This window comes from Flavobacterium adiutor (assembly GCF_048282555.1).
GTDB lineage: Bacteria > Bacteroidota > Bacteroidia > Flavobacteriales > Flavobacteriaceae > Flavobacterium.
Map to the genome: position 1 here is coordinate 3,812,237 of NZ_CP182487.1, position 26,984 is coordinate 3,839,220.

Here is a 26,984-nt window from a genome sequence, read left to right on the forward strand (position 1 = left end):
ATTTTCAAAAGTACGAGTCCAATATGTTCAGCATTTTGGACTTTTTTTATATATTTAAGTTTTTAAAACTACTAGCTTTGAAAACATTAACCACAAGATTACTTTATTGTTTATTATTTACTCTATTAATAAGTTCAATATCTTACAGCCAAAAATCAGATTTAAACATTGAAAAAAAGATTGATAAGGTCATAAAAAGCATGACTTTGGAACAAAAAATAGGTCAGGCATGTCTGAAAGGAACTTCCAGCCGCAGTAAAGGATTATCTGAAGAACTTAAAAAAGAAGTCCGAATGGGATTGGTTGGAGCCATTTTAAATCTGACGGATCCTGATCTCGTTCTTCAAATACAAAAAATCGCTGTAGAAGAAAGTCCAACGCATATTCCGCTATTATTTGGCAGGGATGTCATTCACGGATACAAAACTATTTTCCCAATTCCCTTAGGATTAGCTGCATCCTGGGATATGGAATTGGTTGAAAAAACCTCAAAAATCGCAGCTAATGAATCCTATTCAAGATGCATCAGCTGGACATACGCCCCAATGGTCGATATTGCCAGAGATGCCCGCTGGGGAAGAATAGCCGAATCTCCGGGTGAAGATCCTTTATTGGCATCCAGATTAGGGACAGCATATATTAAAGGGTTTCAGGGAAATGACCCTTCTGTTCCCGGACAGATTTTAGCCTGTGCAAAACATTTTGCAGCTTATGGTGCTGCAGAAGGAGGAAGAGACTACAACACGGTCAGCATGTCTGAATCTTTACTTCGAAATGTGTATCTAAAACCTTTTGAAGCAGCAGCAAAATCCGGCGCAGCAACTTTCATGAGTTCATTTAATGACCTTAACGGAATTCCGGCTTCGGGGAACCGTTTTTTGCTTAAAAAAATTTTACGTGAAGAATGGAAATATGATGGTTTTGTGGTGAGTGACTGGAATTCGGTTACCGAAATGATTCCGCATGGTTATGCCGCTGATGAAAAAGACGCAGCTCTTAAATCTGCATCAGCCGGACTGGACATGGAAATGACCAGTTTGTCCTATGCAAATCATTTAAAAACACTGATTGCAGAAAAGAAAATCTCTGAAAAGCAATTAGACGAAATGGTTCGCAATATCCTTAGAATAAAATTCAGAGCCGGAGTTTTTGACAATCCGTATTTTAAAGACCGTGAAAAATTCTCTTTATTAAATGCAGATGCCTTACAAACTGCGAGAACAGCCGCCAGCAAAAGCTGCGTTTTATTGAAAAATGAAAATCAGATTTTACCTTTAAAACCAAGTCAAAAAATAGCGGTAATTGGTCCGTTGGCAGATGCTCCAAGAGAACAATTAGGTACATGGGTTTTTGACGGTAACAAAGGAGATTCTCAAACTCCACTTAAAGCTTTACAAAATAGTTTCGGAGAGGATAATGTATTTTATGCTTCCGGACTTTCGCATAGCCGTTCATTATCTGAAGAAGGTTTTGCAGCTGCAATAACAGCTGCCAAAAAATCAGATGTTATTTTATTTTTTGCAGGAGAAGAAGCTATTCTCTCAGGAGAAGCACATTCGAGAGCCAATATTAATCTGCCGGGATTACAAGAGAAATTAATAGCAGAATTACAAAAGACTGGGAAGCCAGTTGTAGTAATTATAATGGCCGGAAGACCTATAACTTTGGGCGCTGTTTTACCAAAAACAAATGCATTAATTATGGCCTGGCATCCCGGAACTATGGCTGGTCCGGCAATTTCTGATTTAGTATTGGGAGTGGTAAATCCATCCGGAAAACTGCCTGTAACCTGGCCAAAAGAAGTCGGCCAGATTCCTATCTACTACAATCACCCCAATACAGGAAGACCTGCAGACCCTAAAACTTTTGTGGCTATTCAGGACATTCCGGTCGAAGCATGGCAAAGTTCTTTAGGAAACAATTCACATTATCTTGATGCAGGTTACGAACCTCAGTTCCCTTTTGGATTTGGATTGAGCTATACCACTTTTTCCTATGACCATTTAAAAATTGAGAAAACTGTCCTTAAAAACAATAACAGTGAAAAATTAAACGTTTCTGCCATTATTACTAATACAGGAAAGCATACAGGAACAGAAACTGTTCAATTATATGTACGTGATATTGCAGGAAGCATTGTCAGACCAGTGAGAGAACTTAAAGACTTTGTACAAATCGAATTAAAGCCTCAGGAATCCAGAACTATAAACTTCTCAATTTCTGTTTCAGACCTTGCGTCTTATAATGATAAAATGGAACTAAAAACAGAACCAGGTGATTTTAAAGTCTGGATTGCTTCACATGCCGAAAATGGCTTGGAAGCTGATTTTAAAGTTGAATAATTATTTATATATGAATAAAATAGCGTTATTACTTAGTTTGTTTATTGTTGGAGTTTCCTCTTTTGCTCAAAAATTAGAATATGAGCTAAAAGAGAACATTCAGTATTATAATGCAGCCACCAATAAATCTGATTCTTATATTAATGAAAGATGTGTTTTAGACATCTATTATCCAAAAAACACTAAGGGATTTGCTACCATAATATGGTTTCACGGAGGCGGATTAACCGGTGGCAGTAAAGAAATTCCTGAAGCATTAAAAAACAAAGGCTTTGCTATTATTGGAGTTAATTACAGATTGTCTCCAAAAGTAAAAGCAGCAAAATGTATTGAAGATGCGGCCGCTGCTATTGCGTGGACTTTTAATAACATTGCGGGCTACGGAGGTGACACTACTTCAATTTTTGTTTCAGGGCATTCTGCAGGTGCGTATCTGGCATTGATGACGGGTCTGGATAAAAAATGGCTGCAAAAAGAGAACGTTGACGCCAATAAAATTGCAGGATTAATTCCGTTTAGCAGCCAATGTATAACCCATTTTGAAATTAGACGAGAAAACGGAATCCCCGAGAAACAACCTACAATTGATGCTTTTGCTCCTTTATTTCATGTCCGGGCAGACGCTCCGCCTGTTTTATTAATTACAGGAGATCGCGAATTAGAAATGCTGGGACGTTATGAAGAAAACGCTTATATGGAGCGTATGATGAAACTTGTTGGCCATAAGCAAACTAAACTTTACGAATTAGACGGTTACGGGCATAGCATGACTGAACCGGGTTTCCCATTGTTGGTAAATGAAGTAAACCGAATTTTAAAAGAAAAACAACTTCAAAAATAATCAATCAAAACAATCCACGGCAATGGAGACACAACTATTAATTTTACCGGGACTTGGAAATTCCGGAGAAAAACACTGGCAGACCTTTTGGCATGAAAAATTCAAAAATTCAATTCGTTTAATCCAGGACAATTGGGATGAACCGGTTCGGGAACATTGGATTGCACGCTTAAACGAAGAAGTTTCAAAACTTACAAATCCAACCATTTTAGTTGCTCATAGCCTCGCTGTTTCTTTGGTTTTACATTGGGCAGAAACAAATTCTAATAAAAATATAGTCGGGGCTTTATTAGTTGCTCCTGCTGATGTCGATTCACCTGAACACACTCCGGATGTGATCAGGAATTTTTCGCCAATGCCGCTTTATCAGTTGCCATTCCCTTCGATTGTAGTTGCAAGTGAAAATGATCCTTATGCTTCTTTCGAAAGAAAACAATATTTTGCAAAAATGTGGGGCAGCGATTTTGTAAATGTAGGACAGCAGGGTCACATCAATTCTGATTCTGATTTAAAATATTGGGAAGAGGGACAGTTAATTTTGCAACAATTAATTGAAAAAATTAATAGCTAACAAATTTATTTCGACACATAGGAAGATAGCTCTGTATTAAACTATGTTCTTATGTGTTTAATTAAAAACTCAGCCAATCCTCAATCCATTCGGTATTTTAAAATCAGGAGCCAATAAAATAACATCTCCCTCCTCACCTACTGCACCTAAAACTAAACATTCACTCATAAATTTTCCTATTTGTTTTTTAGGAAAATTTACAACAGCCACAATTTGACGATTTAATAAATCTTGTTTTTGGTACCGTTTTGTAATTTGTGCCGATGATTTTCGGATCCCAATTTCGAAGCCAAAATCAATTGTAAGCTGATAGGCTGGTTTTCTGGCTTCAGGAAAATCATTTATCTCGATTATGGTTCCAACACGCATGTCGGTTCTTTCAAATTCTTCCCAGGTTAAGTCCATGTTGTTTCCATTTATACAAACGTATTAATTTTGTAATTGTTACTCCTAATTCTATAACCCCTTTTTTTGTAGTCCTTCTAATTTTACAAATCAAATTATTAAGCTAATACAAAAAAAATATAAAAATGGAAAATAGTCTAATAAACTCCAATACATCTCTTAGAGATTCAGAATTTGATATTCAGCTGCAAAACACAGATAAATACATTGAAACAGCTCAAAATGTAAAACTTTATGTTAGAGATTACGGAAAAGGAAAACCGGTAATTTTAATTCATGGATGGCCGCTTTCTAACGAAATGTGGGAATATCAAATTGAATTTTTAGTTCAGAATAACTTTAGGGTAATCGCGTATGACCGTCGCGGTTTTGGTAAATCATCACAGCCTTGGGATGGTTATGATTACGATACTTTGACAGACGATTTAAGTGAAATTATTGAACAGCTTCAATTAGAAAATGCAACACTTGTTGGTTTTTCTATGGGAGGAGGTGAAGTAGTACGTTATTTTAGCCGTCATGGCGGAAAAGGCGTTACAAAAGCGGCCCTAATTTCATCCATTATTCCTTTTTTATCCAAAACTGAAGACAATCCGGAAGGACGCCCAAAAGAAAAAGGGGAAGCAACCGCGGCCGCAATCAGAGAGGACAGAATAGGATTCCTTGAAAATTTTGGTAAAACTTTTTTTGGTGTCAACATAATAAATAAGCCTTTAAGTACTCCTTTATTAGAATATTACAGAAATCTATGTTCATTAGCTTCACCAAGAGCAACATTAAAATGTGCTGAATCTTTATCAAATACAGATTTTAGAGATGAATTACACACTATTAAAGTTCCTACTTTAATTATTCATGGAGATGATGATAAAAATGTTCCTATTGAAGTGAGCTCACAAAAAACTGCTGAAGCAATAACTAACAGCACTTTTATAGTGTATGAAGGAGCGCCACACGGTTTATTTTATACTGAAAAAGAGCGATTAAACGAAGACTTGCTCAACTTCTTAAATGCATAAAATTTAAACTAATATCCAAAGAACTTTAAAATTTCTTTGGATATTTTTTTTTACAGAAGCGTACTTTCTTTAAAGAATTTAAAGTTATTTTTGAATAACTAATTCTTTAGAAAATGGCACAAACTCCTTCAAATATGATTCCGCTTGGTACTATTGCTCCTAACTTCAATCTCAAGGATACCAATTCAAATAACGAATATTCTTTTGAAGATTTAAAAGGATCAAAAGGCACACTTGTCATTTTTATGTGCAATCACTGTCCTTTTGTACTTCACGTAATCAATGAAATTGTCATGATTGCTAATGATTATCGTGTTCAGGGAATTGGTATCATTGCAATTTCCAGTAATGACATTGAGAAATACCCACAGGATTCCCCAGAGATGATGACTAAGTTTGCTTTCGATAACAAAATAGACTTTCCCTATTTATTTGATGAAACTCAGGATGTAGCAAAAGCTTACGATGCTGCCTGTACGCCCGATTTTTATTTATTTGACAATCAAAAACGTTTATTTTACAGAGGCCAGTTAGATGCTTCAAGACCGGGAAACGGGATTCCGTTAAGCGGAAACGATTTAAGGAGTGCGATTGATGCTTTGATTTACAACAGAAGCTTAAACAAAACTCAAAAACCAAGTATAGGCTGTAACATTAAATGGAAATAGGTATTATCTAATCCGTTTTCCTTATCTTTACAATTCTATTAATTTTGTGATCGTGAATATTATGTTACTTATAGTTTCTGCATTATTGTTTTCTTTTGAGAGAAAACCAATTGCTGCTATACTTATTTCACACAGCAAGGCCTTTATTATTTAGGCCCCCGTCTATCTCATTTTTCTTCTTTCAGACGGAGGATTTTCACCAAATATATCATGTTTTTTTCTATTTGAGAGATTTTCATATTTCAAATAAACACAAATTCAATTAAACAATATATTAAGTTTCAGTTAGCACTTTATTGCCAATTGGAATTTAACATAATCAATTATTTTATCCACGTTTAATATTAAATACTATGAAACCAACACCTGTTTTCTGTAAAAAAGAGCATCAGTTTCTTCGAGAGTTGCTATTAAAGAGTAAAAATGATTCAAATGCAAAAGAAGCCAGACTGCTTTCACAAGAATTAGACCGTGCTATTATCAGTGAAGAAAGTATTCTTGACAATTCAATTATCCGGATCAATTCGCATGTGACAATTGAAGATGTTAAATCTAATAAAGAAATAAAAGTTCAAATTGTTTTGCCTTCTTTAGCAAATGTACAAGAAGGAAAAATATCCATTTTAGCCCCTTTAAGCGTTGCTATTATTGGCTTTAAAAAAAATGATCAGGTGGATTGGGAATTACCTGCCGGAATAAAAACATTAAAAATAACTGAAGTAAACAATACCGTTGTATCCCATTCTTAACTTGCAAACACCTCATTTATGAAGGTGTTTTTTTATAACCATCATTACCACATTAATTCCCATGATTTTGAATTTTGAATGATCTAATTCCTGATGAAAAAAATAAAAAAATCCCATCCGGAAAACCGAATGGGACATTATTAAGATAATAGAATGTCTTTTTATTTTACATCCATTAATTCTACGTCAAAAATAAGAGTCGCATGTGGAGGAATAACACCACCTGCACCACCTGGTCCATAAGCCAAATCTGATGGAATTACAAAACGCGCTTTGTCTCCAACCTGTAATAAAGCAATACCTTCATCCCATCCTTCGATAACCTGGCCAACACCTAATTTGAATTCGATTGGTTTTTTTCTTGGGTAAGAGGAATCAAAAACTTTTCCGTTTTCCAAAGACCCTTCGTAGTGTACCGAAACTGTTTTCCCTGCTTCTGCTTTTTTACCTTCTCCTTTTTGAATCATTTTGTAACGTAAACCACTTTCTGTTTTATCAAAACCGGCAGCTAATTGTTCCATTTTTGCTTCAGATTCTGCTTTTAAAGCTGCTTCTCTTTTTAAACGAGCCCCTTTTAAACTAATAAAAGCCTCAATAGCATTCCATTTTTGAGCTTCTTCCCCTACTCTGATTATCTCTACATTTTCTAATGCATCACCTTGCGCAACAGCATCTACCACATCCTGCCCTTCAACAACATGTCCAAAAACAGAATGTTTATTATCTAACCATGGAGTTGGAACATGCGTAATAAAAAATTGAGACCCATTACTTCCCGGGCCAGAATTAGCCATCGACAAAATTCCCGGACGATCATGCTTTAAACTTGGGTGAAATTCATCATCAAATTTATATCCCGGATCACCGGTTCCTGTTCCTTTTGGGCAGCCTCCCTGAATCATAAAATCAGGAATTACTCTGTGAAAAGTTAAACCGTCATAGAATTTTTGTCCCTGAGGTTTTACTCTGTTTTCCATATTTCCTTCTGCAAGCGCTACAAAATTCCCTACAGTTCCTGGTGTTAACTCGTGTGTGAGTTTTACTAAAATCGAGCCTTTACTAGTATTGAATTTAGCGTATATTCCGTTTTCCATTGTTGTTATTTTTTAATTGAACGCAAATTTACAAATTAATTTTATATCAATTTATCTCTCTATTTTTTTAGATTTTGGTTTATAAGTAAGCCCGTAAACGGTTAACGCCAATATTGATAAGCCAACGCATCCGATAGTTACAGCGTGCCATCCGCCTAATTTCCATAATAACAATCCATAAGCTGAACCGGCAGCAGTTCCTAAAAAGCTAAAAGACATAAAAACCGTATTTAATCTGTTTCTGGCTTCAGGAAGCAACGAATAAACACGAGTTTGATTTGAAATATGCACACCCTGGATTCCGATATCAATAAATACAATTCCGATTGTTATTCCAATAACGCTTTCTATCGAAAAATAAAACACCAAAAAACTGATTAGTATTAACAAACACCCATAGCCAACAACTACTCTTGAACCACCTTTATCCCCCATTTTACCTACTAATGGTGCTGCCAAAGCTCCTGAAGCACCCACGATTCCGAATAAACCAATTGTTGCGCTATTAAAATGAAACGGTTCTCCCGAAAGCAACAAAACCATAGTGGTCCAGAAAGCGCCAAACTGCGCAAAACTAAACACATTGATTAACGTCGCTTCACGCAATACAGGCTGCGTTTTTATAAGTGTAAAAAGAGATTGAATTAATTGACCATAAGATCCCTGAAACTGAGGTTTATTAACAGGAAACTTGTTCTGAATTACAAAAAAGATCAAAAGACAAATTCCGGCAGCGATATAAAACATCGATCTCCAACCCAAAACCTGACCAATAAAACCGCTTAAAGTTCTGGAAAGCAATATCCCAACCAATAAGCCGCTCATAATCGTTCCTATAACTTTTCCTCTTTGTTCCTGACTGCTTAATGATGCCGCCAAAGGCAAAATAAGCTGCGGTACTATCGAAGTGATCCCGATAAGCAGTGATGCGATTTGCAATATCAGGAAGCTTTTTGCCGTGGCTGCAATTAACAATGCAATTACAGAAGCAAAAGTGGTAATCAAAATTTGTCTTTTCCGTTCTATTTTATCGCCCAAAGGAACCATAAAAAACAACCCCAGAGCATATCCAGACTGCGTGAGATAGGTTATTGTTCCTGCATTTGCTTCAGGAATTTTAAACTCGTTGGCTATTAAAACAATTAAAGGCTGGCAGTAATATAAATTTGCAACAATGAGGCCTGTGCAGGCTGCCATAAACAAGACATTCGTTTTGGATAAATTCATTTTGCAAAAATACCAATCTAATTTTTATCCAAACTTTAAAAAAAGTATAATTTTTTGAATTTTCAGGCCTAATCAGATTGGTGTTTTAAAAATCGTATTGATTTATTATTTCATGAAGTCTTCACGCATTGGACTAAAAACATCCGTCAGCATTCCTTCTTCTAAACACAAAACACCATGAATTGCATGAGGCGGAATATAAAAGCTATCTCCTTCTTTCAGCGTTTTTGTGATCCCGTTTATCGTAACATCAAACCTGCCTTTTGCCACATAAGTTACCTGCGTATGATAGTGTTCGTGCAAAGCTCCGATAGCACCTTTTTCGAAATGTACATTTACCAGCATAACGCGATTATCAAAAGCTAAAATTTTACGTTTTACACCTTCTCCAACCACTTCCCATTGAATTTCCTCTCCAAAAAGAAACTCTTTACTTGCAACAGAATTTTCCATATTAATATTCATTTATGGTACAAAAATAAGACATTTCAATCATTAAGGTTTAATCGATTCTTCTGAATGATAAAAATTTTAACTGAAATAAAAAAATGAAATAAATACAGTTTATTATGTGTTATAGTAAAGTTATTACTCAACCACGGCAATATCTCTCTTTATTAATTGGAGTTCCTTTGTTAAATTATTTTTTTCAAAATATTTTTTCAGTTCAGTAAGTCTTTTTTTGTTGTCGTACTTTATACCTGAATTTAACTTTCTCTGACAAACAGAACATAATCTTGCAGAATTTTTGTCTGTTTCGCTCATACTATTGGTGCCATTCATTACACAATCTGCAAAAATGCAATGTTGTAAACCAAACATATGACCAATTTCATGGGAACTTATTTTAAGAAGTCTGGACAAGCACAAATTAAAATTCTCCTGAGTCAGTTTGCCGTCCTGTAGTCTGTAAATAGAACTTACTCCTACTTTGTCACGATAAGAGGCCAATCCGAAAACGAAATTCCATTCCGGTTTAGGATACAAATCAACTTCGGTCAATCCCATAAGTGCAATTCTTTTTAAAGGCTTGTCTTTTTTTAAAACATGATCCAAAATGTACCCCGCCAAAAACTGCTGGTTATTTTCATATCCAATTCTCTGTGCGGATTCAGGAATAATATCATTAGAAACTGTTTCCAAAATTTTTGTTTTTAACTGAAAATAAATTTCCAGATATTCCCTTAACAGTTCTATTTGTTTGTTTTGCAAAGAATTAAAATTTCCAATAGGTCTTATGTAAATAATATTGTATTCACTGGTTGGAACAATATGTTTTGAATTCATGAATTGATCAAAAGTCTGACCTTTTTCTTTATGAGAATAGAGCCAATCTCCTTCAACCGGTTTTGTTAATTCAACATCATTTTTTTTAATCTGATCGAAATATTCATTCCCATCCTGCTTAATACATGTAGTACAAAAAATTATGATGATAAGAAGTCCTGCTTTTTTCATTTAGATTTGGATTACTTAACCAAAAATAAATAAACAAACTCTGAAAACCGTAATATTTATATAATTTTTCTTATACAAGATTAATTATTCTCTTTTTTTTGTATTCTTTATTGCACAAACAGAGTCATAACAGTTGTCTGACACTAAAAACACATGAAAATTATTACACAGAATTCACATACAAAATAGTCAAACATTCTTTAAAAATGGAATGCCTATCTTTGCACTCAAACTCGCAAAATGAAAGCAGCAGACAATACTGAGAAAAATAATTTACATCCTCGAAATCTACATCGTTCACGTTATGATTTCGAACTTCTTATTTCAAATTGTCAAGAACTAAAAACTTTTGTCGTCATAAACCAACACGGAATTAAAACAATTGATTTCAATAACCCGATTGCTGTAAAAACGCTTAATAGAGCTTTGCTGCAAACATACTATGATATTGAAAATTGGGATATTCCTAAAAATTATCTTTGTCCGCCCATTCCTGGAAGAGCAGATTACATTCATTATTTAGCCGATTTACTTGGTGAATCCAATAACGGAAATATTCCTGTCGGGACTTCAGTTTTAGGACTGGATATTGGAACAGGAGCCAATTGTATTTATCCTATTTTAGGAAATACAATTTACGACTGGAGTTTTGTTGCGACCGACATTGATAAAAAAGCAATCGAAAACTGCAGCAAAATTATCAAAGCGAATCCGAAATTGATTGAAGCAATCAGTTTACAACAGCAAACAGAATCACGTTTTATTTTTAAAAACATTATTACACCCGAAGACCGTTTTACTTTTACCATATGTAATCCACCTTTTCACGCTTCTGCAGAAGAAGCTCATAAAAGTGCTCTCAGGAAAATATCAAATCTAAATCCGAAAGATAAAAAAAACGATAAACCTGTTCTGAACTTTGGAGGTCAGCATGACGAATTATGGTGCATTGGCGGCGAAATTGGTTTTATAAACCAAATGATTTACGAAAGCGTAAAATATGGTTCACAATGTTGGTGGTTTACAACTCTTGTTTCTAAAAAAGAGAATCTTTCTGCTATTTACAAAACCTTAAAAAAAGTAAATGCTTTAGAAATCAGAACTATTGCTATGGCTCAGGGACAAAAAAACAGCCGAATTGTGGCCTGGACTTTTTTGAAACCTAAAGATGAGGAAAAGTGGTTTATTTAAAACACTGATTTTCAAACTCAATCCTTGACTTTGCAATTTACTTTTGCTAAATTTAACCTAAACTATTTAATATCAAAGCCATTATAGAATATAGGTTATCCTACATTTGCACTTACAGTATGAGATTTTTTACTAAAAGATCTTAGAGCTATTCGGCTGATTAATCTTTTTGACTGCATATCTTTTGGAATTTATGGATTTTCTTAAAAGATTTCAGTGATATTAATCAATGGCTCTTATCGGTAATTATTCCAAACGCCATTTTAACTTTTGTACAGATTTATCACCTAACAGTCAAAAAATCATAAAGCTTATAATTATGATATTTTGAAACAAAATTCTGGAAGGCAATGTATATTCTGTTATTGTACTTTTATACTAAATACAAAATATTATGACAAGAGTACTACTTCAATTTATGCTTTTGGTTATGCTTTTTGGTTGTGGATCTTCTAAAAAAGCAAAATTTGAAGACTATGTCTTCCAAACCCAAAAAGAAAAACAAAGCTATCTAAACTCCTACGACAAAGCTTTAAAACTTTGGAATATTCCCTATACCGAAGAAAATATTAAAACCAGATTTGGCAATGCCCATGTGATAATTACAGGTCCTAAAAACGGAAGAGATTTGGTACTGCTACACGGAATGGATGCCAGCTCAACAATGTGGTATCCCAACATTAAAGCCCTGGCGAAAAACCATCGAATATATGCCATCGATTTTCTGATGGAACCCGGAAAATCTAATCTGACTGCCCAGACTCTTTCTAAAGAAGAAATTGTTGTGTGGTATAATGAAATTTTTGCCCATTATAAATTAAACAAATTTGATATTGTAGGAGCCTCACGTGGTGGATGGATTGCAACATTACTGGCTGTACAAAAAGAAAATTCCATTGATAAAATAGTCTTGTTAAGCCCGGCTCAAACTTTTAAATTCATTGATAAAATGGGTAAAACATCCTCTGCATTAATGCTAAAACTTTTTCCAAGCGAAAAAAAATTCGGAAAAACTTTAGAGACTTTTTCAACCCATCCCGAAAAAATTGCCCCTGCTTACAAAAAACAATTTTATTTAGCTAATAAATACGCTAAATCAAATTCTAGTATGCTAAAAATGACTCCTTTTTCTAATGATGAATTAAAATCTATTAAAAATCCGATTTTAGTACTGATTGGTGACAAAGACGTAATTAATTCACCCGAAAGCTTAGAAAAAGTGAAGGCTTTTTTGTCAAACAGCAAGACAAAAATAATCAAAGATGCAGGACATTTTTTAAGTATTGATCAGACTAAAATTGTAAATGATGCCATGATTGAGTTTTTAGAATAAAAAAGAACTTACCATTTAATAGCGTTCAAACTTGTATCTTTACAAAACTAATTTTTTCATAGTTCGAAATGAATTTTCAGGTATCCTCAGAATATAGTCCAAAAGGAGATCAGCCACAGGCAATCCAAAAACTTGCGCAAGGCATTATTGCTGGCGAAAAATACCAGACTTTATTAGGTGTAACAGGCTCAGGTAAAACTTTTACAATGGCCAATGTCATCCAGGAAGTACAAAAACCCACCCTGGTTCTGGCACATAACAAAACTTTGGCAGCGCAGTTATATTCAGAATTCAAACAGTTTTTCCCAAACAATGCGGTAGAATATTTCGTCTCATACTACGATTATTATCAACCCGAAGCCTTTATGCCCGTAACCGGTGTGTTTATTGAAAAGGATTTATCTATTAATGAAGAACTGGAGAAAATGCGTTTAAGTACCACTTCTTCATTACTTTCCGGACGAAGGGATATTTTAGTAGTTGCTTCAGTTTCCTGTCTTTATGGAATTGGAAACCCCGTAGAATTTAAGAAAAATGTCATTGAAATCACAAGAGATCAGGTTATTTCGAGAACTAAATTATTACACAATCTTGTACAAAGTTTATACGCAAGGACAGAAGCCGATTTTAATCCCGGAACTTTCCGTATTAAGGGAGATATCGTAGAAGTGTATCCAAGTTATGCCGATGATGCGTATCGAATTCACTTTTTTGGAGATGAAATTGAAGAAATTGAATCATTTGATGTAAAAACATCACAAGTAATAGAAAAATTTAAAAGGCTGACCATTTATCCTGCCAATATGTTTGTGACTTCTCCGGACGTCTTGCAGGGCGCAATCTGGCAGATACAGCAGGATTTAGTCAAACAAGTTGATTATTTTAAAGAGATAGGCAAACATCTTGAAGCCAAACGCCTTGAAGAAAGAACCAATTTCGATCTGGAAATGATTCGCGAATTAGGTTATTGCTCCGGAATTGAGAATTATTCGCGCTACCTTGACGGAAGAGAAGCAGGAACAAGACCTTTCTGCCTGCTGGATTATTTTCCAAGTGATTATTTAATGGTAATTGACGAAAGTCACGTAACGGTTTCGCAAGTACACGCTATGTACGGTGGTGACAGAAGCCGAAAAGAAAACCTTGTAGAATATGGTTTCCGTTTACCTGCCGCAATGGACAACCGGCCGTTGAAATTTGAAGAATTCGAGGCCTTGCAAAATCAGGTGGTGTATGTTTCTGCCACTCCGGCCGATTACGAATTGCAAAAATCAGATGGTATTTATGTAGAACAGATTATTCGTCCAACCGGATTACTCGATCCGATTATTGAAGTCAGGCCAAGTCTGAATCAGATTGATGATTTAATTGAAGAAATTCAGGTGCGTTGCGAATTAGACGAAAGAGTTCTCGTCACTACCTTAACGAAAAGAATGGCAGAAGAATTAGCAAAATATCTGACTAAAGTAAATGTACGCTGCCGTTATATTCACTCCGAAGTAGATACTTTGGAACGCATCGAAATTATGCAGGATTTACGAAAAGGAATTTTTGACGTATTAATTGGAGTGAATCTACTTCGTGAAGGACTGGATTTACCGGAGGTTTCTTTAGTTGCTATTTTGGATGCAGATAAAGAAGGATTCTTAAGAAACCACAGATCTTTAACACAGACTATTGGTCGTGCAGCGAGAAATATTAACGGAAAAGCGATTATGTATGCTGATAAAATCACAGCCAGTATGCAAAAAACGATAGATGAAACGAATTACCGCAGAACCAAACAAATTAATTTTAATACAGAAAACGGGTTAACACCACAGGCCTTAAACAAAAAAATCGATTCAGCCTTTACTAAAAATCCTTTAGTCGAATACGAACTTGGTCATTCCCTACAAGCAGCAGCCGAACCCGAGGCCGCTTACTTGTCAAAACCTGAATTAGAAAAACTGATTCGCGAAAAGCGCAAATCGATGGAAAAAGCAGCAAAAGATCTGGATTTTTTACAAGCTGCCAAATTACGTGACGATATTAAAAAGTTACAGGAACAACTTTCTTAGAAAGGTTCTTGTTTCTTTTAAAACCCTTAATTTTGCAGTTCTTAAAACATTCATCTCTTAATTTTACAGATGCTTACAAATTTTGAAAATCATATTTCGGCAAGATTTGCTTTTTTGGAAAATAAAAAACTCTTTCTTGCTGTTAGTGGCGGACTTGACAGTATGGTTTTACTGCATTTGTTTCAGCAATTAGATTATGAAATTGCAGTCTTACATTGTAATTTTCAGCTTCGCGGATTGGAAAGTTTAGGTGATCAGGATTTCATTCGAAATTACTGTGAAGAAAATAATATATCTCTTTTCACAACGCAGTTTGATACGGAAGCTTTTGCAAAAGATTACAAACTTTCTACCCAGATAGCAGCCCGCGAACTTAGATACAGCTGGTTTTATGAACTATTGGAAACCCATAAATTTGATTATATCCTGACAGCTCATCATGCAGATGATAATCTCGAAACTTTTATCATCAACCTCAGCCGTGGTACAGGATTAAATGGTCTTGTTGGTATTCCCGAACAAAATGATAAAATTATCCGTCCGCTTTTGCCTTTTTCAAGAGAAGAAATCCTAAAATATGCAAAAGAAAAGAATATCCAATGGCGGGAAGACAGCAGCAATGCATCTGATAAATACCTTCGTAATAAAATTCGGCATGATTTAGTTCCTGTTTTAAAGCAAATCAATCCTAATTTCCTAAAAGCTTTCCAGAAAACACAATCCTATTTGCAGGAAGCTAATGAAATGGCCGAAGATGCTTCGATTATGATTTATCAGCAGGTAGCAAAAGAAGCCGGAGAAGAAATTCATTTCGATTTAAATAAGCTTAAAAAATTGCCTAATTACAGATCGTATTTGTATGAATGGCTTAATGAATTTGGATTTCTGGCATGGAATGATATTTATGATTTAGTAGACGGACAATCCGGAAAACAGGTTTTCTCGGCTGAATTTAGATTACTTAAAAACAGGAAAACCTTGATTTTAAGTCCGATTGTAGAAGTATCAGAAAAACAAGAGTTTGAAATTAATGAGAACGATCACGAAGTTAATTTTCCCTTAAATTTGAAACTTTGTAACGTTAGTCACATAACTATAGAATCAAATAAGATTATATTTGCGGATGCTGAAAAAATTCAATATCCGCTGGTTTTAAGAAAATGGAAAGAAGGGGATTCTTTTCAGCCTTTTGGAATGAACGGAAAATCAAAAAAAATCAGTAAATTTTTTAAGGATGAAAAGTTATCGCTGATTGAAAAAGAGAACTCCTGGCTTTTATGTTCAAAAGACGAGATTGTATGGGTAGTCGGAATCAGGCAGGATGAACGATTTAAAATAGAAAAAACCACAAAAAAAATACTTAAAATAGAACTGCAATAATGAACTTTAATCACTCCCGTCAGGATGTAACGTCAAGAAACTTCTTGACTACATCCATTTTATTCTTACTATTTTTCTTTTTTGCTTTTGCAAGTAGTAATGCCCAAATCATAGAACCGGTAAAATGGACATCTAAAATCGAGAAGAAATCAGAAACTAATTTTGTTTTAATTTTTGACGGAATTATAGAGAAAGACTGGCACATGTATTCCCAGTTTACACCAGAAGGAGGTCCGTTGGCTTTAGAAATTTCCTTTAAAAATCAAAAAGGCAATTACAATTTAGTTGGGAAAGCCAAAGAAGGAAAGACCAAGACATCCTTTAACGATGTTTTTGAAGTAAACGAAACTTATTTTGAAGGTAAGGCACATATTGAGCAGGAAATTCAGATCGTAAACCCTAATTTAAAAACTGTAGAAGTTGAATTTGATTTTCAGGTTTGTAAAGAAGTCTGTATCAATTCGAATAAAAAATTCTCAATTACGGTTCCATCTTTATCAAAAACAGAAGCAGCAATTCCAACAATAACTGAAGCAAAATTAGACGAAACTAAAGTAACAGGGATTGCCGTAGATACATTGACATCTTCTACAGAAAAAACTAAAACAGCATCAGCTAAAACTGAAATAGAAAAGAATGCCACAAAATCTAAATTACCTGAATCAACTTCCGGAATGAGTTTATGGTCTATTTTCTTTTTAGCCTTTTTATCAGGATTCGCTGCTCTGTTTACACCCTGCGTATTTCCTATGATTCCAATGACAGTTAGTTTTTTTACAAAACAGAGTAAAACAAGAACACAGGGAATTAGGAACGCTATCTTTTACGGAATTTCTATTATTGTAATTTATGTAGCTTTAGGCTGGCTGGTTACCTGGATTTTTGGTGCAGATGCCTTAAATGATTTAGCGACAAATGTTTGGTTTAATTTAGCATTCTTTGTTCTACTGGTTATTTTCGCAACCTCATTTTTAGGGGCTTTCGAAATTATGCTTCCTAACTCATGGGCAAATAAAGCTGACCAGCAAGCTGATAAGGGAGGGCTAATTGGAATATTGTTTATGGCTCTTGCTTTGGCCGTAGTTTCTTTTTCTTGTACAGGACCTGTAGTTGGACCTTTATTGGTGATAGCAGCAACGACAGGAGGAATCGCTCCGGTTGTAGGCATGCTTGGTTTTTCATTAGCCTTGGCTTTACCATTTATGCTGTTTGCGATGTTTCCGGGCTGGCTGAATTCATTACCAAAATCAGGAGGCTGGCTGAATACCGTAAAAGTGGTTCTTGGATTTTTAGAATTGGCTTTAGCTTTTAAATTTTTATCAAATGCTGATTTGGTTTTACAATTACATTTTCTGGAAAGAGAAGTATTCTTAGTAATCTGGATTGCTATTTTTGGGGCTTTAACTTTGTACCTGTTCGGAAAAATTACATTACCTCATGATAGTCCTTTGCATCATATTTCTGTTGGAAGATTATATTTAGGATTGATTACGCTGATGTTTACTCTTTATTTAATTCCCGGACTTTGGGGAGCTCCTTTAAAATTAATCAGTGCTTTTCCTCCACCTCAAACCTATAGTGAAAGTCCGTTTGGTGTAGGTGGTTCAGGAAATGGTAATAATACAGCTTCATCAGAAAAAGACCTGCCAAAAGGAGCCGAATCAGGACCACACGGAATTATGGTTTTTCATGATTATGATAACGGTTTAGCCTATGCAAAATCTGTAAATAAACCTATCATGCTTGATTTTACAGGACATGCATGTGTAAATTGCAGAAAAATGGAAAACAATGTGTGGTCTGATGAAAAAGTTTTACCAATCTTAAAAAATGAGGTGGTTTTGATTTCTTTGTATGTGGACGATAAACGTAAATTACCTGCAAACCAACAATTTATAACTGCCTCGGGAGATAAAATTGAAACAATTGGTGACAAATGGACCGAGTTTATGATTTCAAAATACAAAACTAATACTCAGCCTTTATACGTTATAACTGATCTTGAAGGAAATAATCTGAACAGCTCAAAACCTACAATTAGCTATGTTAATACTGAAGAATATTTGATGTGGTTAAAACAAGGAATTTCAAACTTTAAATAGTATTACTTATAAACCTTTGTAGAAGCATTGAAAAACTCATTATTGTAAACATAGTCTCAATTACTTCAATACGGTTTTATTTCATGAATTTCAGCTAACTATATTGAAGCAATTATCCGTATGAGATTACTGGGCAATAAAGACAAAGCGGGAATGTTGCACTAAATAAGAAAGTTTCTGCTTCTTATAATAAAAAAGGCTGAATTAATTCAAAATAAAATGCCCTCTAAGATTCAATTTAGAGGGCATTTTTTATAGTATTTAAACTGAATAATTCCTTATAGGTACTCTCCGTGTTGAGAAATATCTAATCCTAATTCTTCTTTTTCTTCCGTAACTCTTAGAGGAGTAATTTTGTTAACAATAAAGAACAATGCATATGAAGCAGCAAAAGCAAATATAGAAACAAGTACTAAAGCTTTTAATTGTGTAAGGAATAAAGTAGCATCACCAAAGATTAATCCTTGGTTATCCCCAACAATAGAATTTACCTCTTTAGAAGCAAATACCCCTGTTAACAGCATTCCTACCATTCCACCAACACCGTGGCAAGCGAAAACGTCAAGAGCATCATCAATTTTTCCTTTAGGAAATTTGCTCACTACAAGATTACTAATTACAGCAGCGATGATACCAATTGCTAAAGCGTGAGGGATAGATACAAAACCAGCAGCCGGTGTAACAGCTACCAAACCTACAACAGCACCAATACATGCTCCCATTGCAGATAATTTGTGACCTAAAATTTTATCAAGGAAAACCCAAGCCATAGCTGCAGAAGCAGCTGCAACAGTTGTAGTTCCTAATGCCTGAGCAGCAAGACTTCCTGCTCCAACAGCAGAACCAGCATTGAAACCAAACCATCCAAACCATAATAAACCTGTACCTAATAATACATAAGTAATTCTCGCAGGATTTACTTTTTGAACTTTACGTTTTCCTAAGAAAATAGCTCCGGCTAATGCAGCCCAACCAGCACTCATGTGTACTACTGTTCCACCAGCGAAATCTAAAACTCCCCATCCGAAGAACAATCCATCAGGATGCCATGTCATGTGACATAATGGAGCGTAAATAAATAATATGAATAAAACCATGAATAATAAGTAAGCCCAGAAGCGTACACGTTCAGCAAAAGCTCCTGTAATTAACGCTGGCGTAATGATAGCAAATTTAGCCTGAAACAATGCGAAAAGAATAAAAGGAATTGTAGGTGCCAGCTCCCAAGCGGTATTCGCACTAACTCCCTGAAAGAATATATTTGAAGTAGGATCTCCTATGAATCCGCCTATTGATGGACCAAAACATAATCCAAAGGCTATAACTACCCATAAAATAGTAACAATTACCATTGCCATAAAACTTTGCAGCATGGTACTAATTACGTTTTTCTTACCAACCATACCTCCATAGAAGAAACCTAAACCTGGTGTCATTAATAATACAAAAGCAGTTGCAACAACCATCCATGCGGTATCTCCTGTGTCCATTTTCAATTCGACAACATGAGCTCCCAATGTTTTTGATTCAGTAACAAATGAAATAGAAAAAATGGACAGTAACAAAATTGTGATAAGAATCACACTTAAAATAATTTTTCGCATCGTTATATAGTTTTAAAATTTTTGATAAAAGTATAAAATCATTTAATACCCCCATAAAAAATACCCTATAATGTTTAATTTTTGTTAATTTTTCATTTTACCCCCCTTTACATTACACCTATTGATTAAAAAATATATGATTTTTAAAAAAAATTGATCCTGAATTACAAAAAACGAGCTTCTTTTTAAACTTTAACAAATACTATATGTAAGAAATAGCACAATAATATAGAAAAAATGCATCCATCATTTCATTATGTTAGTTTATCTTTGACTGTTTTAACATTTTTACAAACTATAATTCAAGATGAATAAAAAGCAAAAAATAAGATGGGGGATTATTGGTTTAGGAAACATTGCAGACCAATTTGCTGCTGATTTACAATTAATAAATGAAGCTGAACTAGTTGCCGTAGCTTCAAGAGACATCGGTAAGGCCGGCGAATTTGCCAAAAAATACGATTGCGATACATTTTACGGATCATATAATGACCTGTTTTTAGACGAAAACGTTGATATTGTTTATATAGCAACACCTCACGATTCACATGCCGAATTATCAATCTGCGCAATGGAAAACGGCAAACATGTATTATGCGAAAAGCCGTTGTCTTTATCCTACCACGATGCGGTACGAATGACTGAGGCCTCAAAAAAGTACAATAAATTTTTTATGGAAGCTTTTTGGACACGATTTATTCCTTCAATCCAGGAACTACTATATAAAGTAAAAACTGGTGAAATAGGATCGGTTAAATACCTTAAAGCTGATTTTGCTTATTATAATAAAGAATTAGGAATTAGACTGACAGACAAAAAATTAGGCGGCGGGGCACTTTATGACATCGGGGTGTATCCCCTATTTTTATCTTATATCATACTCGGAATTCCGGAAGAAATCATAGCAAAATCAACTTTCCACACAACAGGAGTCGATTTGCAGACTACTATGATTTTACAATACGAGTCCGCTCAATCTGTTTTACACGCCGGTTTAATTTCTGCTTCTGACATGAAAGCTACTATCAGTGGCACTCAGGGAAGAATTGACATAGACTCTCCTTGGTTTATGACGCAAGGGTATTCCATTATTGAAAATGACGAAGAAAAAAAATTCAGTATTCCTACTATAGGAAAAGGTTTTGCACATGAGGCAATCGAATGCCATACCTGTATTAAAAACAATCAAATAGAAAGTAAGCTCTGGTCGCATCAAAATTGTTTAGATCTAAGCAAAATTGTCGAAAAAGTAAAGAATCAGATCGGTTTAGAATTCGATTAAAACTAAAGAAAAAAAATATTCATTGTAATACTTTGTTTATTAAAATATTTACTTATTTTGCTAAAAATAAAAAAATATTTACAAATAAAGAAGTATGCTCGTTAAAGTTTTTGGAAGTGCTGTTTTTGGAGTTGAAGCTACTACTATAACGGTAGAAGTGAATATGGATAAAGGAATTGGTTATCATTTGGTAGGCTTACCTGACAATGCCATAAAAGAAAGCAGTTATCGCATAGCTGCAGCCCTTAAGAATAATGGTTATGCCATGCCAGGCAAAAAAATAACCATAAATATGGCACCTGCTGATTTGCGAAAAGAAGGTTCTGCTTATGATTTAACTTTAGCTATTGGAATTTTAGTAGCCTCAGACCAAATAAAAGCCACCGAAATTGATCGGTACATCATTATGGGAGAACTCTCTCTGGATGGAAGTTTACAATCTATAAATGGAGCATTATCTATAGCTATTAAAGCAAAAGAAGAAGGGTATAAAGGTTTTTTTCTTCCAAAACAAAATGTAAAAGAAGCTGCTATTGTCGCAGGGCTTGATGTTTACGGAGTAGAAAATGTTCAGGAAGTTATTGATTTCTTTGAAGGAAAAGGAACTTTAGAACCAACCGTTATTGATACCCGTGCAGAATTTTACAAAACCCTGGATTTTCCCGAATTTGATTTTTCTGATGTCCGTGGACAGGAAAGTATTAAACGGTGTATGGAAATTGCCGCAGCCGGAGGGCATAATATTATTCTTATAGGCCCTCCCGGAGCAGGAAAAACAATGTTAGCGAAACGTTTGCCAAGTATTTTGCCTCCAATGACCCTAAGAGAAGCATTAGAAACAACAAAAATTCATAGCGTTGCGGGTAAATTAAAAGAAGTTGGCTTAATGAACCAAAGGCCATTTCGCAGTCCGCATCATACTATTTCGAATGTTGCACTGGTTGGCGGAGGAAGCTATCCTCAGCCGGGAGAAATCTCCATGGCACATAACGGAGTCTTATTTCTGGATGAATTGCCCGAATTTAAAAGAGATGTTTTAGAAGTAATGCGTCAGCCTTTAGAAGACAGGGAAGTTACGATTTCAAGAGCAAAATTTACAGTAACTTATCCCTCTTCTTTTATGCTGGTAGCCAGTATGAATCCAAGTCCGAGTGGTTTTTTTAACGATCCGTCTATGCCAAATACTTCTTCTCCACATGAAATGCAACGCTATATGAGTAAAATTTCCGGGCCATTATTAGACCGGATTGATATTCATATAGAAGTAACACCAGTGCCTTTCGAGAAACTTTCAGATGATAATAAAGCAGAGAGCAGCGCCTCCATTAGACAAAGAGTGACTTCTGCGCGTGAAGTACAGTCTGTTCGTTTTCAAGAATTAGCAAATATTCATTATAATGCACAAATGAGCAGTAAATTAATTCGAGAGTACTGCGTTCTTGATGAGCAATCTAAAGAATTATTAAAAACAGCAATGGAACGTTTGAATCTGTCCGCCAGAGCTTATGACAGAATTTTAAAAGTCGCCAGAACCATTGCCGATTTAGATGCTGCTCCTCAAATTGCTTCATCGCATATTGCTGAAGCAATTCAGTATCGTAGTTTAGACCGGGATGGCTGGTTGGGGTAGAGGGATTAGTTATTCAATAGAGCGATTTAAGATTTAGTCCAAGTCACTCCGTTTAATTTCTTTGTGTTTGTATGTATCGAATTCAAAATTTCTATGAAGTGATTTAAACTTTTTGTAAAATAAAAAAGGGTTATTGAAATTTGTGTTGCAAAACATAGCCATTTCTAAATAAAAAAAGACAACCATTTCTGATTGTCTTTTTCCAATATATAAATAAGATCACTTTTAACTATGCAATTTTAGCAATAATAGCATTGAAAGTTTCGCTAGGGCGCATCGCTTTGCTCACTAATTCAGGAGTTGGCTGATAGTAACCGCCAATATTCTGAGCTTTACCTTGTGCACCAATTAATTCAGCATCTATTTTAGCTTCGTTAGCTTCAAATTCAGCAGCAATTGGAGTGAAGATTGCTTTTAATTCAGCATCTTTTGCCTGAGCAGCTAAAGCCTGAGCCCAGTAGAAAGCAAGGTAAAAGTGAGAACCACGGTTGTCAATCTGACCAACTTTACGAGCAGGAGATTTATCATTAGCCAGGAATTTATCATTAGCCTGATCTAAAGTTTCAGATAAAACAATAGCTTTAGAGTTATTTAAAGTTTGTCCTAAATGCTCTAATGAAGCACCAAGTGCTAAAAACTCTCCAAGTGAATCCCAACGTAAGTATCCTTCTTCTGTAAATTGCTCAACGTGTTTAGGTGCAGACCCTCCCGCTCCGGTTTCGAACAATCCACCACCGTTCATTAAAGGAACGATAGACAACATTTTCGCAGAAGTTCCTAATTCTAAAATTGGGAATAAATCTGTTAAGTAATCACGAAGGACGTTTCCGGTTACAGAAATTGTATCTAAACCCTGGATGATTCTTTCTAAAGTAAATTCAGTAGCAGCAACAGGGTTTAAAATACGGATATCTAAGTTTGTAGTATCGTAATCTTTAAGGTATTTTTGAACTTTTACGATCAATTCTCTGTCGTGTGCTCTGTTTTCGTCTAACCAGAAAACTGCAGGAGTATCAGATAAACGGGCTCTGTTTACCGCTAGTTTAACCCAGTCCTGAATCGGCGCATCTTTCGCCTGACACATTCTGAAAATATCGTTTGCTTCAACATTTTGTTCCATTAAAACATTTCCATTTTGGTCAACAACACGAACAACACCATCACCTTTAACTTGAAAAGTTTTATCATGAGAACCATACTCTTCAGCTTTTTGAGCCATTAATCCCACGTTAGGCACACTTCCCATTGTTTTAGGATCAAAAGCACCGTGTTTTTTACAGAAATCAATTGTTGCAGTATAAACTCCCGCATAACATCTGTCCGGAATAACTGCAAATGTATCTTGTGCTTTTCCATCTTTGTTCCACATTTGACCTGAAGTACGGATCATTGCCGGCATAGAAGCATCAACAATTACGTCAGATGGAACGTGTAAGTTTGTAATTCCTTTATCAGAATTAACCATTGCTAACGCTGGTCCGTTTTCTATAGCTTGTGCAATAGCGGCTTCAACCTCAGCCTGCTCAGGTCTTCCAGCGATTTTTGCATAGATATCACCTAACCCATTTCGGGTATCAACGTTTAATTCAGCAAATAAAGATTCATATTTTTTGAAAACATCTGCAAAATAAACTTCAACAATAGCACCGAAGATAATGGGATCAGAAACTTTCATCATTGTAGCTTTTAAGTGTACAGAAAGTAAAACTCCTGCAGCCTTAGCTTCCGCAATTGCATCAGCGGCAAAAGCTTTTAATTTACTTACACTTAAAACAGAACTATCGATAATTTCACCCGCTTTTAGCGGAGTACTTGCTTTAAGAACAGTAGCAGTACCGTCTTTAGCAACAAATTCAATTTTTACATCATTCGCTTCAGCAACAGTAAGAGATTTTTCACTTCCGTAAAAATCACCACCTGACATAGAAGCCACCTTAGTTTTTGAATCAGCAGACCAAGCACCCATAGAGTGTGGATTTGCTTTTGCAAAGTTTTTAACCGCTCTTGGTGCTCTACGATCAGAATTACCTTCACGTAAAACAGGGTTTACAGCAGAACCTAATACTTTTGCATATTTTGCTTTAATTTCTTTTTCAGTATCATTTTGAGGATCTTCTGGATAATTTGGTACGTTGTATCCATGCGATTGTAATTCAGCAATAGCAGCTTTTAATTGTGGTACAGACGCTGAAATATTTGGTAATTTGATAATATTAGCTTCTGGTTGAGTTGCTAACTGGCCTAATTCAGCCAAAGCATCCCCTGTTTTTTGAGCATCGGTTAATGATTCAGGGAAATTAGATAAAATTCTCCCTGCCAAAGAAATATCCCTGGTTTCAATTGCGATACCGGCTGTAGAAGTAAAAGCCTGAACAATAGGCAATAAAGAATAAGTCGCCAATAGTGGCGCCTCATCAGTTAAGGTGTAAAAAATTTTTGAATTCTGTGTCATTTTTTTTTTTTTATGATTGGTATTGCCGAAATCAGCAATTTCAAAGTATAGTTGGCTCAAAATGAGCGGAGCAAATATAGTAAAAACACTGCGAAAACGGTGTAGTTTTGAGTAGAAATCCAGAAATTAACAGATTACTATTTCGAAGACTTTAAATTGTTAAATCAATGATTTTTACAGCAAAAAATTATGTTTTTGGTATTTCGGAAAAATAATCCAAAAAAAAACTCGTTTCAGATTACCTGAAACGAGTTTTTTATAACAAAGAGATAAATGATTATCTTCTTTTATCTTTAATCTTAGCTTTTTTACCAGTAAGATCTCTGAAGTAGAAGATTCTTGCTCTACGTACAGCACCTTTCTTGTTGATTTCAATTTTTTGTAAAGCTGGAAGATTTACTGGGAAGATACGCTCAACACCAACTGATCCAGACATTTTACGAATAGTAAAAGTTTCTGTATTACCAGAACCTCTTCTTTGAATAACAACTCCTTTAAAAAACTGAGTTCTTGTTTTTTCACCCTCTTTAATTTCGTAGAAAACTGTGATAGTATCTCCAGCTCCGAAATCAGGGAAATCTTTTTTAGCAACGAATTCGTTTTGAACGAATTTTAATAAATCTGCCATGATAATTTAAATTATGGTTTTTATAATAAAGCAACATACACGGATTTCGCCAGAGGTTGGTCTAATTCGGGTGCAAATGTAGAAAATAATTATAAATTATGAATTATAAATTATAAATTATTTCAAGTGCTATTTTTGTTTCATGTTTCAAGTTTCAAGTTATTGAAATAAAAAACTTTAACTTGAAACAAAAACAACATTAAACCTGAAACTAATCATGTCCTTCAAGTAAATCCGGACGTCTGTTTTTTGTATGTTCATACGCCATATCTTCACGCCATTTATCAATTTTGGCCGCATGACCGCTGGTTAAAACTTCAGGCACTTTCCAGCCCTTGTAATCTGCGGGTCTTGTATATATAGGCCCTGACAGCAGATTATCCTGAAAACTATCTGTCAATGCGGAAGTTTCGTCACTTAAAACCCCTGGGATCAACCTGATTAATGCATCTGATAACACTAAAGCACCTAACTCACCTCCGGACAAAACATAGTCGCCAATTGAAATCTCTTTGGTAATAAAATGATCACGAACACGCTGATCGACACCTTTATAATGTCCACATAAAATAATAATATTTTCATACATCGACATAGTATTGGCCATTTTCTGATTCAGTGTTTCACCATCGGGAGACATATAAATGATTTCATCGTATTCACGCTGGCTTTTCAAATGTGTAATGCAATCGTCAATCGGCTGAACGGTCATTACCATTCCGGCACCTCCTCCAAAAGGATAATCATCGACACTTTTTTGTTTATTGGTAGTATAATCGCGTAAATTATGAAAATGAACTTCAACCAGACCTTTATCAATGGCACGTTTCATAATCGAAGCCTCAAAAGGGCTTTTCAATAATTCCGGCAAAATCGTAATAATATCAATTCGCATTTTATTTCTTCAATTGTTCTGAGCGGCAAAGATACAAAGTAAATAGCTTCATC

Annotated in this window: 22 protein-coding genes; 13 read left to right on the forward strand and 9 right to left on the reverse strand. The window is 35.1% G+C overall.

What is annotated here, in order from left to right; genetic code table 11:
• Positions 1-200 precede the first annotated feature (200 nt).
• The 3 genes from ACNC7R_RS16190 to ACNC7R_RS16200 are packed head-to-tail and all read left to right on the forward strand — an operon-like array spanning position 201 to position 3,754.
• Positions 201-2,342, forward strand: coding sequence for a glycoside hydrolase family 3 N-terminal domain-containing protein (locus ACNC7R_RS16190; protein ID WP_417942084.1), 2,142 nt, complete (start codon positions 201-203; stop codon positions 2,340-2,342).
• Positions 2,343-2,352: 10 nt separating this feature from the next.
• Positions 2,353-3,183 (forward strand): alpha/beta hydrolase, encoded by an 831-nt coding sequence (locus tag ACNC7R_RS16195; protein WP_417942085.1) that lies wholly within the window; start codon positions 2,353-2,355, stop codon positions 3,181-3,183.
• 22 nt (positions 3,184-3,205) lie between these two features.
• On the forward strand, positions 3,206-3,754 hold the full coding sequence (locus ACNC7R_RS16200) for an RBBP9/YdeN family alpha/beta hydrolase (RefSeq protein WP_417942086.1): 549 nt from the start codon (positions 3,206-3,208) through the stop codon (positions 3,752-3,754).
• Positions 3,755-3,823: 69 nt separating this feature from the next.
• Here ACNC7R_RS16200 and ACNC7R_RS16205 read toward each other — a convergent pair whose 3' ends face one another.
• Positions 3,824-4,159 carry a tRNA-binding protein gene (locus tag ACNC7R_RS16205; protein ID WP_417942087.1) on the reverse strand — a complete coding sequence of 112 codons (336 nt, stop codon included), beginning with the start codon at positions 4,157-4,159 and terminating at the stop codon, positions 3,824-3,826.
• Between the two features lie 125 nt (positions 4,160-4,284).
• Here ACNC7R_RS16205 and ACNC7R_RS16210 point away from each other — a divergent pair, with 125 nt between their 5' ends.
• The 3 genes from ACNC7R_RS16210 to ACNC7R_RS16220 all read left to right on the forward strand — a co-directional run bounded on the left by ACNC7R_RS16210 (position 4,285) and on the right by ACNC7R_RS16220 (position 6,595).
• Positions 4,285-5,178 (forward strand): alpha/beta fold hydrolase, encoded by an 894-nt coding sequence (locus ACNC7R_RS16210; RefSeq protein ID WP_417942088.1) that lies wholly within the window; start codon positions 4,285-4,287, stop codon positions 5,176-5,178.
• A 113-nt stretch (positions 5,179-5,291) separates the two neighbouring features.
• Positions 5,292-5,846, forward strand: coding sequence for a thioredoxin family protein (locus tag ACNC7R_RS16215; RefSeq protein ID WP_417942089.1), 555 nt, complete (start codon positions 5,292-5,294; stop codon positions 5,844-5,846).
• 353 nt (positions 5,847-6,199) lie between these two features.
• A complete protein-coding gene (locus tag ACNC7R_RS16220; protein ID WP_417942090.1) occupies positions 6,200-6,595 on the forward strand; it encodes a GreA/GreB family elongation factor in 396 nt (131 codons plus the stop codon).
• Between the two features lie 161 nt (positions 6,596-6,756).
• On the opposite strand, the gene ACNC7R_RS16225 is transcribed toward ACNC7R_RS16220, so the two are convergent.
• The 4 genes from ACNC7R_RS16225 to ACNC7R_RS16240 form a co-directional block, all read right to left on the reverse strand.
• Positions 6,757-7,689 carry a peptidylprolyl isomerase gene (locus ACNC7R_RS16225; protein WP_417942091.1) on the reverse strand — a complete coding sequence of 311 codons (933 nt, stop codon included), beginning with the start codon at positions 7,687-7,689 and terminating at the stop codon, positions 6,757-6,759.
• Positions 7,690-7,740: 51 nt separating this feature from the next.
• Positions 7,741-8,916: an MFS transporter gene (locus ACNC7R_RS16230; protein WP_417942092.1), complete on the reverse strand. Its 1,176-nt coding sequence runs from the start codon at positions 8,914-8,916 to the stop codon at positions 7,741-7,743.
• Between the two features lie 105 nt (positions 8,917-9,021).
• Positions 9,022-9,369 (reverse strand): cupin domain-containing protein, encoded by a 348-nt coding sequence (locus ACNC7R_RS16235; RefSeq protein WP_417942093.1) that lies wholly within the window; start codon positions 9,367-9,369, stop codon positions 9,022-9,024.
• Between the two features lie 135 nt (positions 9,370-9,504).
• Positions 9,505-10,374, reverse strand: a complete 870-nt coding sequence (locus tag ACNC7R_RS16240) for an archaemetzincin (RefSeq protein ID WP_417942094.1) — start codon at positions 10,372-10,374, stop codon at positions 9,505-9,507.
• A gap of 240 nt (positions 10,375-10,614) precedes the next feature.
• Here ACNC7R_RS16240 and rlmF point away from each other — a divergent pair, with 240 nt between their 5' ends.
• The 5 genes from rlmF (at position 10,615) to ACNC7R_RS16265 (ending at position 18,440) form a co-directional block, all read left to right on the forward strand.
• Positions 10,615-11,565 carry a 23S rRNA (adenine(1618)-N(6))-methyltransferase RlmF gene (rlmF, locus tag ACNC7R_RS16245; RefSeq protein WP_417942095.1) on the forward strand — a complete coding sequence of 317 codons (951 nt, stop codon included), beginning with the start codon at positions 10,615-10,617 and terminating at the stop codon, positions 11,563-11,565.
• Between the two features lie 394 nt (positions 11,566-11,959).
• Positions 11,960-12,898: an alpha/beta fold hydrolase gene (locus ACNC7R_RS16250; RefSeq protein ID WP_417942096.1), complete on the forward strand. Its 939-nt coding sequence runs from the start codon at positions 11,960-11,962 to the stop codon at positions 12,896-12,898.
• A 68-nt stretch (positions 12,899-12,966) separates the two neighbouring features.
• Positions 12,967-14,958 carry an excinuclease ABC subunit UvrB gene (uvrB, locus tag ACNC7R_RS16255; protein WP_417942097.1) on the forward strand — a complete coding sequence of 664 codons (1,992 nt, stop codon included), beginning with the start codon at positions 12,967-12,969 and terminating at the stop codon, positions 14,956-14,958.
• 69 nt (positions 14,959-15,027) lie between these two features.
• Positions 15,028-16,338, forward strand: a complete 1,311-nt coding sequence (gene tilS, locus ACNC7R_RS16260) for a tRNA lysidine(34) synthetase TilS (protein ID WP_417942098.1) — start codon at positions 15,028-15,030, stop codon at positions 16,336-16,338.
• On the forward strand, positions 16,338-18,440 hold the full coding sequence (locus ACNC7R_RS16265) for a cytochrome c biogenesis protein CcdA (protein ID WP_417942099.1): 2,103 nt from the start codon (positions 16,338-16,340) through the stop codon (positions 18,438-18,440). The genes tilS and ACNC7R_RS16265 overlap by 1 nt, the downstream gene beginning before the upstream one ends.
• A gap of 278 nt (positions 18,441-18,718) precedes the next feature.
• On the opposite strand, the gene ACNC7R_RS16270 is transcribed toward ACNC7R_RS16265, so the two are convergent.
• Positions 18,719-20,044 (reverse strand): ammonium transporter, encoded by a 1,326-nt coding sequence (locus tag ACNC7R_RS16270; protein WP_417942100.1) that lies wholly within the window; start codon positions 20,042-20,044, stop codon positions 18,719-18,721.
• 307 nt (positions 20,045-20,351) lie between these two features.
• On the opposite strand from ACNC7R_RS16270, the gene ACNC7R_RS16275 reads away from it, so the two are divergent.
• Entirely contained in the window at positions 20,352-21,326 is a 975-nt protein-coding gene (locus ACNC7R_RS16275; protein ID WP_417942101.1) for a Gfo/Idh/MocA family protein, read from the forward strand.
• A gap of 94 nt (positions 21,327-21,420) precedes the next feature.
• Positions 21,421-22,956: a YifB family Mg chelatase-like AAA ATPase gene (locus ACNC7R_RS16280; RefSeq protein WP_417942102.1), complete on the forward strand. Its 1,536-nt coding sequence runs from the start codon at positions 21,421-21,423 to the stop codon at positions 22,954-22,956.
• 229 nt (positions 22,957-23,185) lie between these two features.
• Here ACNC7R_RS16280 and ACNC7R_RS16285 read toward each other — a convergent pair whose 3' ends face one another.
• From ACNC7R_RS16285 to trmD, 3 genes are all read right to left on the reverse strand, one after another.
• Positions 23,186-25,408: an NADP-dependent isocitrate dehydrogenase gene (locus tag ACNC7R_RS16285; protein ID WP_417942103.1), complete on the reverse strand. Its 2,223-nt coding sequence runs from the start codon at positions 25,406-25,408 to the stop codon at positions 23,186-23,188.
• A gap of 277 nt (positions 25,409-25,685) precedes the next feature.
• A complete protein-coding gene (gene rplS, locus ACNC7R_RS16290) occupies positions 25,686-26,036 on the reverse strand; it encodes a 50S ribosomal protein L19 (RefSeq protein ID WP_163396006.1) in 351 nt (116 codons plus the stop codon).
• Positions 26,037-26,247: 211 nt separating this feature from the next.
• On the reverse strand, positions 26,248-26,931 hold the full coding sequence (gene trmD / locus ACNC7R_RS16295; protein ID WP_417942104.1) for a tRNA (guanosine(37)-N1)-methyltransferase TrmD: 684 nt from the start codon (positions 26,929-26,931) through the stop codon (positions 26,248-26,250).
• Between the last annotated feature and the right edge of the window lie 53 nt (positions 26,932-26,984).